The 13689-nt window shown below is 60.3% G+C and carries 12 protein-coding genes; 6 read left to right on the forward strand and 6 right to left on the reverse strand.

Annotated features, from left to right (window positions below; all coding sequences use genetic code 11):
- Window positions 1–93: 93 nt before the first annotated feature.
- The gene (locus ACR0BK_RS09045) at window positions 94–945 is read left to right on the forward strand and encodes a bifunctional helix-turn-helix domain-containing protein/methylated-DNA--[protein]-cysteine S-methyltransferase (protein WP_480554397.1); all 852 of its coding nucleotides are present in this window, start codon (window positions 94–96) and stop codon (window positions 943–945) included.
- A gap of 177 nt (window positions 946–1122) precedes the next feature.
- Complete coding sequence (locus tag ACR0BK_RS09050) at window positions 1123–1557, forward strand: glyoxalase superfamily protein (RefSeq protein WP_480474265.1); 435 nt, start codon at window positions 1123–1125, stop codon at window positions 1555–1557.
- Between the two features lie 61 nt (window positions 1558–1618).
- Here the strand turns inward: ACR0BK_RS09050 and ACR0BK_RS09055 are convergent, their stop codons facing one another.
- Complete coding sequence (locus ACR0BK_RS09055) at window positions 1619–3058, reverse strand: aldehyde dehydrogenase family protein (RefSeq protein WP_480474264.1); 1440 nt, start codon at window positions 3056–3058, stop codon at window positions 1619–1621.
- 214 nt (window positions 3059–3272) lie between these two features.
- Between ACR0BK_RS09055 and ACR0BK_RS09060 the strand changes: the two genes are divergently transcribed.
- On the forward strand, window positions 3273–3923 hold the full coding sequence (locus tag ACR0BK_RS09060) for a peroxiredoxin (RefSeq protein WP_480517988.1): 651 nt from the start codon (window positions 3273–3275) through the stop codon (window positions 3921–3923).
- 130 nt (window positions 3924–4053) lie between these two features.
- On the opposite strand, the gene ACR0BK_RS09065 is transcribed toward ACR0BK_RS09060, so the two are convergent.
- Entirely contained in the window at window positions 4054–4743 is a 690-nt protein-coding gene (locus ACR0BK_RS09065) for an outer membrane protein (RefSeq protein WP_480554398.1), read from the reverse strand.
- Between the two features lie 266 nt (window positions 4744–5009).
- On the opposite strand from ACR0BK_RS09065, the gene ACR0BK_RS09070 reads away from it, so the two are divergent.
- Window positions 5010–5645, forward strand: coding sequence for a DUF1326 domain-containing protein (locus ACR0BK_RS09070; protein ID WP_480482813.1), 636 nt, complete (start codon window positions 5010–5012; stop codon window positions 5643–5645).
- A gap of 12 nt (window positions 5646–5657) precedes the next feature.
- Here the strand turns inward: ACR0BK_RS09070 and ACR0BK_RS09075 are convergent, their stop codons facing one another.
- Window positions 5658–6662 (reverse strand): Hint domain-containing protein, encoded by a 1005-nt coding sequence (locus tag ACR0BK_RS09075; protein ID WP_480554399.1) that lies wholly within the window; start codon window positions 6660–6662, stop codon window positions 5658–5660.
- A gap of 176 nt (window positions 6663–6838) precedes the next feature.
- Window positions 6839–8989, reverse strand: coding sequence for a polyribonucleotide nucleotidyltransferase (gene pnp, locus ACR0BK_RS09080; protein WP_480474259.1), 2151 nt, complete (start codon window positions 8987–8989; stop codon window positions 6839–6841).
- Between the two features lie 329 nt (window positions 8990–9318).
- Between pnp and ACR0BK_RS09085 the strand changes: the two genes are divergently transcribed.
- A complete protein-coding gene (locus ACR0BK_RS09085; protein ID WP_480554401.1) occupies window positions 9319–11031 on the forward strand; it encodes an adenylate/guanylate cyclase domain-containing protein in 1713 nt (570 codons plus the stop codon).
- A 176-nt stretch (window positions 11032–11207) separates the two neighbouring features.
- Window positions 11208–12107, forward strand: a complete 900-nt coding sequence (locus ACR0BK_RS09090) for a hypothetical protein (protein WP_480493945.1) — start codon at window positions 11208–11210, stop codon at window positions 12105–12107.
- 88 nt (window positions 12108–12195) lie between these two features.
- On the opposite strand, the gene rpsO is transcribed toward ACR0BK_RS09090, so the two are convergent.
- Window positions 12196–12465 carry a 30S ribosomal protein S15 gene (gene rpsO, locus ACR0BK_RS09095; RefSeq protein ID WP_480474255.1) on the reverse strand — a complete coding sequence of 90 codons (270 nt, stop codon included), beginning with the start codon at window positions 12463–12465 and terminating at the stop codon, window positions 12196–12198.
- 143 nt (window positions 12466–12608) lie between these two features.
- Window positions 12609–13643, reverse strand: a complete 1035-nt coding sequence (locus ACR0BK_RS09100) for a calcium-binding protein (RefSeq protein WP_480554403.1) — start codon at window positions 13641–13643, stop codon at window positions 12609–12611.
- Window positions 13644–13689: the final 46 nt, after the last annotated feature.

Below are 13689 nucleotides of genomic sequence, written 5' to 3' on the forward strand. Positions count from 1 at the left end.
GCCGCGACACAAGCCCAAAGCCAATGCGCAAGTTCCGGGTCGCGGCAGCGTGTCGCGCGCGCTATGGTTTGTGCCAGACAATGAGGTGCAACCATGAACGTCCAGGCCCCCGAAAGCGGATACCACTATAACGTCATGCGCCGGGCAATCGACCTGATTGATCAGGGCGGTGAAACCCTCAGCCTCGATGAGTTGGCCCGCCAGATGGATATGAGCCCAGCGCATTTCCAGCGCCTGTTCTCGCGTTGGACTGGTGTGTCGCCAAAACGGTATCAGCAATACCTTACGCTGGGCCATGCAAAGGCGCTGCTGCGCGAACGGTTCACCACGCTTGAAACCGCCCATAATGTCGGCCTGTCCGGCAGTGGCCGCCTGCATGATCTGTTCCTGAAATGGGAATCCATGAGCCCCGGCGAATACGCCCGCAAGGGCACGGGTCTGACGATCTACTGGGGCTGGTTTGAATGCCCCTTTGGTCCCGCGCTGGTCATGGGCACCGACAAGGGGATCTGCGGCATCGCCTTCGGGGCCGAAACCGGAGAGAAGGCGGCGATGGAGGATATGGTCTCGCGCTGGCCCAACGCGGATTATGTCGAAGATACCATGCGTCTGCGCCCCTGGGTTCTCAGCGCTTTCGGCACGGCCCGCGACCGGTTAGAGCCGACGCCGCTCTACCTGATCGGCTCGCCCTTGCAGATCAAGGTATGGGAAGCACTGATGCACATCCCGTCGGGGCAGGTGACGACCTATTCCGAGATCGCGCAGCGCGTGGGTTCGCCGCAGGCCGTGCGCGCCGTGGGCACGGCGGTCGGGCGAAACCCGGTCAGTTGGCTGATCCCGTGTCACCGCGCCCTGCGCAAATCAGGGGGGTTGGGCGGCTATCACTGGGGTCTGCCGGTCAAAAGGGCCATGCTGGCCTATGAGGCGGCGCAGGCCGACGCCTGATTGACAGAAGGCCCGACCGCTGCCAAAAAGCAACGCAGGTTCGGGTCCCCTGCCGTTCGCGGCCATAGGCTTTGGTGAAACCCGGTTGAACAAACATCTGTTGCCCTTTCCCGGCGCGCGGATGGTAATGCGAACCCCGTCCTAAACTCGCGCCCGTTCAAGGAAACGAGGCAAAACATGACACTGTCACAAGACATCGCTCCGCTGGAGGAGCTGAAAGAACAGGCCAAACGCCTGCGACGGAAACTGCACGACACCGGCGTTCAGCTGTCGCACGGTCAGGCGCTGGAACTGGTGGCTCATCAACATGGGGTGCGCGACTGGAACACATTGCACGCGATGGCGGGCAACCGGATGCGCTTGCGCGTGGGCGACCGGGTCGAAGGTCGATACCTGGGCCAGCCGTTCACGGCGGAAATTCGTGGTCTGACAATGCTGGGGGACGGTGCACACCGCCGGGTGACCCTACAGTTCGACACGCCTGTCGATGTGGTCCGGTTCGACAGTTTCTCGGCCTATCGCCAGCGCGTGACTGGAGAGATTGGCTGGGACGGTCGTTCCCGTCGCCATACGTCCGACGGGGAACCCCAGCTAGTGGTGCGGCCTGTCTGACATAATAAGGGCGAGGCAACCGCGTTGCCCCGCCCTCTCATCTTGCATTGCGCTGGGTGGATTATTCAGCCGCCCAGCCGCCGACGGATTTGACTTCCAGAAAGTCTTCCAGCCCCCAAACGCCACCTTCGCGCCCGTTGCCGGATTGCTTCATCCCACCAAACGGAGAGCCCGCGCTGCGCGACTGGCCGTTCATCTCGACCATGCCCGACCGCAGAACCCGCGCCATGCGGTTGGCGCGCGCCTTGTCCTGCGTCTGCACATAATTGGTCAGGCCATAAGGCGTGTCATTGGCGATCTCGACAGCCTCTTCCTCGGTGTCGAACGGGATCATGGTCAGGACGGGGCCAAAGATTTCCTCGCGCGCGATGGTCATCTGGTTGTTGGCATCGGCAAAGACCGTGGGGCGGACATAATAGCCCTTGTTCAGCCCCTCAGGGCGTCCGGTGCCGCCCGCGACCAGCCGCGCCCCTTCGTCGATACCTTTCTGGATCAGGTCCTGAATCTTGGTCCATTGAACCTCATTCACGACGGGTCCGATATGGCGGCCCTCGTCCGCGGCATTGCCCACCGTGACCTTGCTGGCGACCTCGGCGGCGATCTCAACGGCCTGATCATAGATCGGGCGCTGCACCAGCATCCGGCTGGGGGCATTACAGCTTTGGCCGGTGTTGTTCATCATATGCAGCACGCCGCGTTTGACAGCCTTTTCATCGGCATCGGCAAAGACCACATTGGCGCCTTTGCCGCCCAGCTCCAGATGCACTTTCTTGAGCGTTTCCGCCGCGTTCTTCGAAATTGCCGTACCCGCACGGGTCGAGCCGGTAAAGCTGACCATATCCACGTCGGGATGACCCGACAGCTGCGAGCCAACGCCCGGGCCATCGCCGTTCACCAGATTGAAGACACCGGGCGGGAACCCTGCCTCGTCCATCATCTCGGCAAAGATCATCGCATTCAGCGGGCTTTGCTCGGATGGTTTCAGAACCATCGTGCAGCCCGCAATCGCCGCCGCACCGACCTTGAGCGTGACCTGGTTCATCGGCCAGTTCCAGGGCGTGATCAATGCGGCCACGCCAACCGCCTCATAGATGATCCGGTCATTCGGGGCGTGATCCCCCAGAGGGCGTTCAAACTGAAACGCCTTGGCCGCGCGGATGAAGTTCTGCAAATGCCATGTGCCTGCACCAACCTGCTGGCTGCGCGACATGTCAATCGGCGCACCCATTTCCAGCGACATGGCCTGCGCCAGATCTTCCGCGCGGGTCTGGTAGATGTCGATCAGCTTCTCGACCAGTGCGATGCGGGTCTCCACCGGCGTTGCCATCCAGCCCGGCAGGGCGGCCTTGGCGGCGGCAACCGCCGCATCCGTGTCGGCCTGCCCACCCAGCGAGATCACCGCGCACGGCTCCTCGGTCGAGGGGTTGATGACCTCGAAATCATTGGGTTGCGACGGCGCGACCCATTGACCATTGATATAGAAATTCCGCTTTTCGATCATCCTGAGCCCTCCTGTCGGTTCAGCTAGAATCCGGCTGTTCGCCGACACTCTGTCACCCAAGCGAAGAGGGGGCAATAGATAATTTGATCAAATTATTTTTCCAGTGAAACCGGCGAATTCCTTGGCCGCGACCACGATGAAAGGTTTAACCTTCGCACAAAGTGATTAGGTTTCAGGCAATCGACTCGGATTTTCAACAGGAAAGGAAGTAGCCATGGGTTTGCGCATCAACGATACGGTCCCGAACTTCACCGCAGAAACAGATCAGGGCACCATTCAGTTTCACGACTGGATTGGCGACAGCTGGGCCATTCTGTTCTCGCACCCCAAGGATTTCACGCCTGTCTGCACCACCGAATTCTCGGCCGTCGCGCAGCTGAACGACGAATGGGCCGCGCGCAACACCAAGGTGATCGGCGTGTCGGTTGACGGTGTTGAAGACCACAAGAAATGGAAGAAGGACATCGAGGAATACGGCAAGGCCAATCCCAGTTTCCCGATCATCGCTGATGACGGTCTGGCCGTGTCGAAAGCCTTCGACATGCTGCCTGCCGAAGCTTACCTGCCCGATGGCCGCACCCCGGCTGACAGCGCCACCGTGCGGTCGGTCTTTATTATCGGCCCGGACAAGCAGCTGAAACTGTCGATGACCTATCCGATGACCGTGGGTCGCAACTTTGCGGAAATCCTGCGCGCGCTGGATGGGTTGCAGATGTCGTCGAAAGGTGTCGCAACGCCTGCCAACTGGGTGCCGGGTGAAGACGTGATCATCCCACCCTCTGTGTCGAACGAAGACGCCAAGGCCAAATTCGGCGCGTTCGAGACGATCTTCCCCTATCTGCGCAAGACCAAAGCGCCGTCCTGAGGCGGTTCCCGGGTCAGGGGGGCTGTCTGCCCCCCCATCGCGCCTGCCGGCACGATTCCCCCCGAGGATATTTGGGGCCAGATGAAGCAGGCAGGGGCAGGATGACCTGAGAGAAACCTGCCCCTAGACCTCAGAACTTGTACCGAAGCCCGAAATTGACACTGAACGTATCCAGATCGTCTTCGACAATGCCGGTCAACGCGCCGTTCGGGGCCAGTCGCCGCGACGAGACGTCAAAGGCGCGGGCATAGCGGGCGTCGACGGTAAAGGCGGTTGACGGGTTGATCTCGTAAGCCACACCGGCGATCAGCTGCGCGGCAAAGGTGGTGTCGCTGTCATCCAGTACCACACCCGGCCCATAGGCAAAATCCAGATCCGAATAGGTGGCCCCCAGACCAAACCCGGCATAGGGCGTCAGCGCACCCGCCTGTTTGAAATCAAACAGCACATTGGCAAACAATGAGGTCTGCGTGACATCGCCCGAGATATTGCCCTCGGCCCCCGGCCCGTTGCCCGAGAAGTTCACACCATCCACGTCGCTGTCGCGGTAAGACAGCTCCAGCTCAATCCGCGTGCCGAACCTGTCATTGGACCATTGCGGGATCTCCTTGCCGATGGCCACGCCCAGACCGAAACCCGCGTCGAACTCCGTGTCGACCGATTGTGGCGTGCCGCCGATCGTGCCCGCGAAATCGCTGTCCTGCAGCTGGCTGTACCCGACAAAGCCCTGAATATAGGCGCCGTCGCCCAGGCTCTGCGCGGCAAGCGCCGTCGCGCTGACGGCGAGGGCCGTTGAGGTAAGTAAAACGTGCTTGATCATGATTGTCTCCGTTGCTCCAAAACTCTGCTTGGCTTCGATGTGGGCGGGCTTGGCGGAAAGGAAAGGCGCGGGGTTATCACTTCGTTTCACAGGGTTTTGGACGCGCGTGAATGAATAGATCCGGGGCTGGGCAGGCCCGTTCATCTGCCGTCTCATGGCCCTCAGGTTCTGGTTCGGGGCAATTTGTGATAAGATGTTCCGGGGCAAAACTCAGGCATAAGACCAATCACCTCGGGCTGTCGGACTGTACTTAGCGGGAGAAGACCATGGCTTTTACAGATTGGTATGTTGAAGGAGAGAGTTTCGGGAACTGCAATTGCGGCTATGCCTGCCCCTGCCAGTTCGAAGAGTTGCCGACCCATGGCGATTGCCGGGGGTTCGAAGTGCTTGAGGTGACCAAAGGGCATTTCGGCGACACCGACCTCAGCGGGACCAAGGCCGCGCTGATCTATGCCTGGCCGGGGCCGATCTTTGAAGGCGGCGGCGAGATGCAGGTGATCGTCGATCCCGCAGCAACCCCGGCACAGCGCGACGCGCTGGAAAAGGTCTTTCACGGCGAAGAAACCGAAGAAATGGCGACGCATTGGTACGTGTTCAGGGCAATGTGCGAGACGGTCCATGACACGCTCTACCTGCCGATCGAATTCGAGATGGACCTCGAAGAACGCACGGCCAGCGTTACCGTTGGTGATGTCCTGAAATCCACCGGACAGCCGATCCAGGCCCCACATGGCGGCGGCGCGCATCGGGTGCGCATCGATATCCCCGGCGGAATCGAGTTTTCCATTGCCGAGATCGGCAGCGCCTCGACCCGCTCTGATGCCGCGATCAAGCTGGACCTGAAGGACAGCTATGGCCAGTGGCATCTACTGAAACACGGCCCCGGCGGGGTTGCCCACTGATCGGCACCCCTGTCAGGCGGCGTGCGCAGATGTGTTCGGGACCGATGACCAGCAGGGCAGCGTCAGATCCGCCTTCAGCACCCGAACCTCAAAGGGTTTCAGCACCGGCAACGCGGTTGATCCATAGCCACCGGCACCGCAGGCCAGATCCGGGAACAGGGTAAACAGCTCGCGCCTTGTGGCCGGTGCCATCGCGCCCAATGTCGTGTCACCGGGATAGAAGGATTCGGACCAGATGCCTTCGACGTTTACCAGCTCATGCCGGTCAAAAAGGATATGGACATACTCGACCCCTTGCGCGGGCAGCTCCTGAACAATTGTCCGCCCATTGATCAGCCCCTTGGCCGGGGCCAGCATCGCGGTCTCGCAATGCATCAGCTCCATCATCGCCGAGGTGACGGCGATCCGGTGTTGTGGCGAGACGACCAGATCACGGCTTGGGCTGTTTGTCCCGAAACACCCCGCCATGATCCGTACCGGGCAGAGATGAGGGTCCTGCTGCAACTCCTGCGCTGACAAGCGACGCCTGCCGATCCAGCGCACCGGGCGGGTATGGCCCTTGGCGGTGACAACCGGGTCGCCGGGGTTCAGCGTCTCGACCCGGCGCAGCCCGACGGGCGTCCGGATCAGGGACCCGGCGGTGAAACACACGAAAGACGGCAAGGTCTGATAGGTGGTTGGCGCTGCCGTCCCGCCAAAGCTGGTCCCCGAGATGGTATCGTTCAACTGTGCCTGACCCGAGGTGACGATGATGTAGCGCGGGTTCGAGAACTGAACCAGAATGAAGGTGACAGGCGCCCCGTTCACCGTTCCCGAATAGCTTTCGAAGGTGCTGAAATTCTGGCTTGTCCCGGAAAAACCGGGCAGGGCCGACAGGTCAAGCTGCGCGCTGTCAGGGTCAGGATCCTGCAACAGGGCGTCATTGTCGGTGATATCAACGGAATATGCGGCGGTTATGTCGACGCTTTTATTGCTGTAGGGGTCTGCGCTGATTTCGAAAACGGTAATCGAGGCCACGGTCGAAAAGCATCCCTGAATGCAACATGATCATCCTTATGGTTGAGTAAATACACGCATGAAGTGTTAACATTTGATTTACCAAGCCACGGGACACCCGGTGTTCTTGACCGCACGTACAAAAAAAGCCCCGGTCGAAACCGGGGCCTTTCGCATTCAATCTAAGGGTTGGCAGATTACTCGGCGCTTTCCTCTTTCTTTTCTTTCTTCTCGGGAACGATCTCTTCACCGGTTTCCTGATCGACCACTTTCATCGACAGGCGGACCTTGCCGCGATCGTCAAAGCCCAGCAGCTTGACCTTCACTTCCTGACCTTCCTTCAGAACATCCGACGGATGGTTCAGGCGGCGGTTTTCGATTTGGGACACGTGGACCAGACCGTCCCGCTTGCCAAAGAAGTTCACGAAGGCACCGAAATCGACAATCTTGACCACCTTGCCGGTATAGACCTGACCTTCTTCCGGCTCGGCCACGATCGACCAGATCATGTCATAAGCCTTCTTGATCGATTCCCCATCGGGCGATGCGATCTTGATGACGCCATCGTCGTTGATGTCGACCTTGGCACCCGAAACCTCGACGATCTCGCGGATGACCTTGCCGCCCGAACCGATCACTTCACGGATCTTGTCGGTCGGGATGTTCATGGTTTCGATACGCGGTGCGTGGACCGAGAACTCGTTGGTCTCGGACAGGGCTTTGCCCATCTCGCCCAGAATGTGCATCCGACCGTCCTTGGCCTGTGCCAGGGCGGTTTCCATGATCTGAGGTGTGATGCCCGCGACCTTGATGTCCATCTGAAGCGAGGTGATGCCGTTTGCAGTACCCGCAACCTTGAAGTCCATATCGCCCAGGTGGTCTTCGTCACCCAGGATGTCGGTCAGAACTGCGTAAGACCCGTCATCTTCCAGGATCAGGCCCATGGCCACACCGGCAACCGGGGCTTTCAGCGGAACACCCGCATCCATCATCGACAGCGAACCGCCGCAGACTGACGCCATCGAGCTGGAGCCGTTGGATTCGGTGATCTCGGACACCACGCGGATGGTATAGGGGAAGTCGGTCGGCGCAGGCAGAACCGCCTGAAGTGCGCGCCATGCCAGCTTGCCGTGGCCGATTTCGCGACGGCCGGGCGAACCCACGCGGCCCACTTCACCAACCGAATAGGGGGGGAAGTTGTAATGCAGCAGGAAGTTCGATTTGAAGTTGCCGTGCAGCGCGTCGATGAACTGCTCATCGTCGCCGGTGCCCAGCGTGGTCACGGCCAGCGCCTGGGTTTCACCGCGGGTGAACAGGGCAGAGCCGTGGGTGCGCGGCAGCAATGAGGTTTCGGCTTCGATGGCGCGAACATCGGTGGTCGATCGACCGTCGATGCGCTTGCCGCCCTTGACGACGTCACCGCGCAGAATGCCGGCTTCCAGCTTTTTCATCGCCGAACCAAGGTTGGCGTCTTCCAGCTGTTCCTCGGTCAGCGCTTCCTTGATCGTTTCACGGGCAGCGGCAACAGCGGCGGTGCGCTCCTGCTTGTCGGTGATCGCGAACGCGGCGCGCATCTGCTCTTCACCGGCAGCCGACACGGCGGTGTAGAGCTCCGAGTAATCGGGTGCGACGAATTCGAACGGCTCTTTCGCGGCGTCTTCGGCCAGCGAAATGATCAGGTCGATGACCGGCTGGATCTGCTCATGCGCAAAGTTCACCGCACCCAGCATTTCGGCCTCGGACAGCTCATAGGCTTCCGATTCAACCATCATCACGGCGTCTTTGGTACCGGCAACAACCAGATCCAGACGCTGTTCAGGGTTCAGGCGCAGGTCCTGCATGTCGTCCACGGTCGGGTTCAGGACGTATTCGCCATCCACGAATCCAACGCGGGCACCGGCGATCGGGCCCATGAACGGCGCGCCGGAAATGGTCAGCGCAGCCGACGCGGCGATCATTGCAACGATGTCGGGATCATTGACCAGATCGTGGCTCAGCACGGTGCACATCACCAGAACTTCGTTTTTGAAACCGTCAACGAACAGCGGGCGGATCGGACGGTCGATCAGACGCGCGGTCAGCGTCTCTTTCTCGGTCGGGCGCGCCTCGCGCTTGAAGAAGCCACCCGGAACCTTACCGGCGGCATAATATTTCTCTTGGTAATGTACGGTCAGCGGGAAAAAGTCCTGACCGGGTTTTTGGCTCTTGGCAAAGGTCACGTTGGCCATGACGCTGGTTTCGCCCAGCGTGGCAATCACGGTGCCGTCGGCCTGACGGGCAACCTTGCCGGTTTCCAGTGTCAGCGTCTCCTCGCCCCACTGCATCGATTTCTTCGTTACATCAAACATATGCGTATCCTAGAACGGAGCACTCCCGCCCCTGCGGGTCTCCGGTTTTGCATGGCGGCCCCATTGCCGCCGACCCCATTTATCTTCCGTTCGAGTGCCGGGGTCAGGGCACAACGTCTCAGATACCGCGCGCATACATGAGAATGCGTTGGAAGGAAAGCGAAACCGAAAAAGCTGGCCGGATCATGCTGAGGCAGGCCCTGACCCCTCGCAGCGCGATACAAGGCACAGGGGCCGCATGATGGTGCGATGCGTGCCATTGCCCCGTCCGGGAAATGGCCTGACAGAACCGGATCACTGCGCTAACCTCACTTTCATTGGGGGTGCGAATGAAAAGACGGCTTACGACAGTGCTGGCGGCTGACGTTGTCGGGTACTCGGCGCTTATGGATCAGGACCGGCAGGGTACACTTGCAGCACTGAAATCGTTCCGTGACGACACGCTCACTGCCCTGCTGGAAACCCACAACGGCACATTGATCAAAAGCATGGGGGATGGCTGGATCGCCGAATTCCGGTCAACGTCCGACGCGTCGGATTTTGCGATTGCCCTGCAATCCTGCGACAAGCCCGAAGGGCTGCGGCTGCGCATCGGTATTCACACGGGTGAGGTCATCACGGAAGGCGAAGACATTTTCGGTGATGGCATCAATGTCGCTGCCCGGCTCGAAGCATTGGCCAAACCCGACCAGATCCTGATCTCGGACACGGCGCATCACAGCCTTGACCGGGGCGATGCGGCCCTGTTCGACGGCGGCGGGCAGGCCGAGCTGAAGAACATCACGCGCCGCGTTGGTGTCTGGTGCTGGCCAAAGGGTTCAACCGCCCATCTTGCTACACCCGCCGACACCCGTCCGGGGATCGCCGTTCTGCCCTTCGACAACATGTCCGGCGACCCCGAGCAAGAGTTCTTTGCCGACGGCATAACCGAAGACATCATCACGGAACTGTCGCGCTTTCGCTGGCTGATGGTCGTGGCCCGCAACTCGTCCTTCATTTTCAAGGGAAAAACGACGGATATCCGACAGGTCGGCCTGACGCTCGGGGTTCGGTATGTGCTGGAAGGGTCCGTCCGACGCGCCGGACAGCGTGTCCGGATCACCGGGCAGTTGATTGATGCGGAAAATGGCAGCCACCTGTGGGCCGATCGCTTTGACGGGGTGCTGGACGATATCTTCGACCTTCAGGACAAGGTCACGCAAGAGGTCGTCACGGCGATCGAGCCATCGCTGCGCCACGCCGAAACGAACCGGTCCCGCGCCAAGCCGACAGAAAATCTTGAAGCCTATGAACTCTACCTTCAGGCGCTGTCGCGTTTTCATCTGCTGACAGATGACGCCAATCGCGAAGCCATCCGGCTGACAACGCTGGCGCTGGACCGCGACCCGGATTACGCCGCTGCCGCAGGGTTGCTCGCCTGGCTGCATATTCAGCGGCTTGTGCAGGGGCTTGATCCCATCGGCGAAGGACCCAGGGCCGCCATCAGCGCCGCAGAACGCGTTCTCATGAGCGACCGCTCCGACGGCATTGCCATGGCTTATGCGGCGCATTCAATCTCGATGCTGGCCCGCGACCTGCCGCGTGCGCGTGCGGCGTTCAAACAGGCGCTGGCCGAAAACCCCAATGCTGCAAGCGTCCACATGCTCGCCTCCATCAACCTGTGCATGTTGAACCGACCGGATGAGGCATTGGACCACGCAACACATGCCATTGAACTCAGCCCGAAAGACCCGATGCGTCATGCGGCACATATCGCCCGGGCAAGTGCACTGTTTCAGCTGTGCCGGTATGACGAGGCCGCCGCCGCAGCGCGTGACGCTCTGGCCGTTCGGTCCGGATTTGTCATGAGCCACCTGATGCTTATTGCCGCCTTGGGTCAAATGTCGGATGCCGCAGCGGCGCAGGCGGCGATAAGCGACCTGCAAGCGTTGCGCCCGGATATCACCGCTTCCTCGGATCAGACCAGGCTGCCGATCTTTACCGTTCCGGCCTGTTCCGAAAGCTGGCGCGAAGGGTGGAAAAAGGCCGGTCTTCCCGAATAACGGCTGATCTACAGACACGCGTCCTGCTGCTGCCACGAAACGCCGCGCGCGCCCCGGCTGGCGGCGTCCGGGGGGGGCGACTGGCTGTTCAAGTGTGATGTTCACCACAGAGAGAATTCAAAACTCGTCTATTGTGCAGGCTTATTGTGTCAAAGTTAAAGAAAGTAGGTTTACCCATGAAGCTCCATTCCGCCTCTGGTATTTCATTCAACCCTGATGTGTTCGACGAGTCATTCATCGAGATGCTCGACAAGCTCCCCGAGGACGCGGTGGAGGACATCGACCTTGATGCAGGCCCCAAGATGCCGCTGATGACAGCTCCTGCCGCCGAACCAAGCGCGGCGGACGTGGCCGCGATCATGGAAAGCGCATGGGAAGAGCTTTATGCCTCAGACGAAGGGGCCGATATCCGCGCGCTACCGGCCGACCAGCAGGCGCAGATCAAGGCGCGTTTCCTGTCTCCCGACCCGATACCCGAGGCCGAAGCCGCCACGGTTCCCGTCGATGCCGCGCCGTTCTCGGTGCATGAAACTGCGGACAGCTTGATCCTGATGCAGGGGGACACGCCGCTTTTGGGGGCTCCGCTGGGCACCAGCAGGAAAAAGCGCAAGAAGGCCGCGCTGAACACCTTTATCGGGGCCGCCGCCAAGGCGTTTGCCGATATCATCACGATGGCCATGGCCGCGCTGGGGGTTTATCAGGCGCTCGGAACCAAGACGGTGACACGGGCCGGGGCCGGGATTGCCGTCAAATGCAGCGGCCCGATCAGCCGCCACGCCGGTGCAATCGCCAAGGCCGGAACGGCGGGCAGCGATCTGGCCATGATGAAGGCCATGCTGGGCGTCGCCAAGGCGTCCGTCGGGTTCACCAAACTTGCGGGCATCGTTCTGACCGACATGAGCGGCCTTGAAAAAGCCGCTGCGATTGCCACCTGCGTCGGCGGCATGACACTGGCCGTCGCCTCGGCAAGCGGGTCGTTCTGGCTGTCGATGCTGGCGATGGTAACCGCGGTTGCGATGTTCGTGATCGACACCGCCTTGGCGGTCGATACCTACAAAAAGTGGCAGGCAATCTGACCCGGAATCAAAGACGCCCGCCAATTGGGCGGGCGTACAAATCTTACAAACCGGGGTTCAGAACCGGTACAAAACGTAACAATTACGTTTAGCGGCGGATGCCCAGCTTTTTGATCAGGTCCTGGTAGCGCGCCTCTTCCTTGCCCTTCAGGTAGTCCAGCAGCTTACGGCGCTGAGCAACCATTTTCAGCAGACCACGACGACCGTGGTTGTCTTTCTTGTGGGTCTTGAAGTGCTCGGTCAGGGTGTTGATGCGCGAGGTCAGGATAGCAACCTGAACTTCAGGCGAACCGGTGTCGCCTTCTTTGGTTGCGAATTCTTGCATGACGCGTGTTTTTTCAGCGGCAGTGATCGACATCGGGGTCTCCTTTTAAGGTTTGAGTTGATGGCGCAGGCCGGGATGTCGTCCAGCACAGGCCCATGGAGAAGACCGCACCGATTCCGATGCGGATGGGCGCGTATAAGCGCATTTGACCCAAATGGCAAAGGGTTTCTGTGGGCTCAGATCATCTGACCGTATTGCGCCAACTGGGCTTCGGTGATCAGCTGAATGTCGGCCGCTGTCATCCCTTCGGCACCATATACCTGCGCAACTTCCTGGCCATCTATGAAAACCCTTGTCAGGTTGGCGTTTTCGGCGTCGACCTCAACCTCGATTGCCGGGTCGGTCTCATCCTCCCACGTCACCAGCAGCTTGTCTTCACCGGGTTGAAAACCCATCACGGTCACCTGATCGTCGCCGGGGTTCAGCACGATATCATCGGCCCCGGCTCCGCCCGTCACCACGTCTTTGCCGCCTGCCAGAATGGTATCGTCACCCGCACCGCCGTTCAGGAAATCCCTTTCGGCGGCACCTTCTTCGATCCCGAAAACAAAGTCGTTTCCGTCCCCGCCAAAGACAGTATCCTCACCTTCGCCACCGTTCAGAACATCATCCCCGAACCCGCCCTGCAACGCATCATCCCCTGCGCCGCCGTCCAGCCTGTCGTCGCCCTGACCGCCAAACAGTTCGTCCTCACCCGCACCGCCATCCAGAGTGTCGTCACCAAAGTGACCGTAAAGGGCGTCATCCCCGTCATCTCCGAACAAAAGGTCGCCATCCGCCTCACCGTGCAGGATGTCATTTCCCTGCCCGCCCGATATTTCATCCGCGCCGTCGCCCCCGTGCAGAACGTCGTTGCCCTTGGCACCGTTTATCGTGTCGTCCCCGCCGTAGCCGTTGATCTGATCGACACCGTTCTGCCCGGTAATCACGTCCGAACCATCGCCACCGGCAATCACGAGATCGCCTTCAAATTCCGAGATCACAGTCCCGGTGGAGGGTGCCTCGCCACTGTCCGGCGAAGGTTCGGTGTTAGCGTTTTCCGGGTCTTCGACACCTTCACCGATGACCAGAAACTCACCGGTATCAACCTCAGCCGATGGCTCACCTTCCGGGTTTTCATCCGGCGTGTCGTCCTCTTCGATCAGAAAATCGCTCATCGCGTAAGCAGCGCCGCCGATGGCGGCCAGTCCAAGCAATCCGGCCAGAAACATTGAACCCCTCCGAAAGCATGATGCTCCGAGGGTGGAGTATCCCATG

The sequence above is a fragment of the Ruegeria sp. AF1 genome (assembly GCF_056542125.1).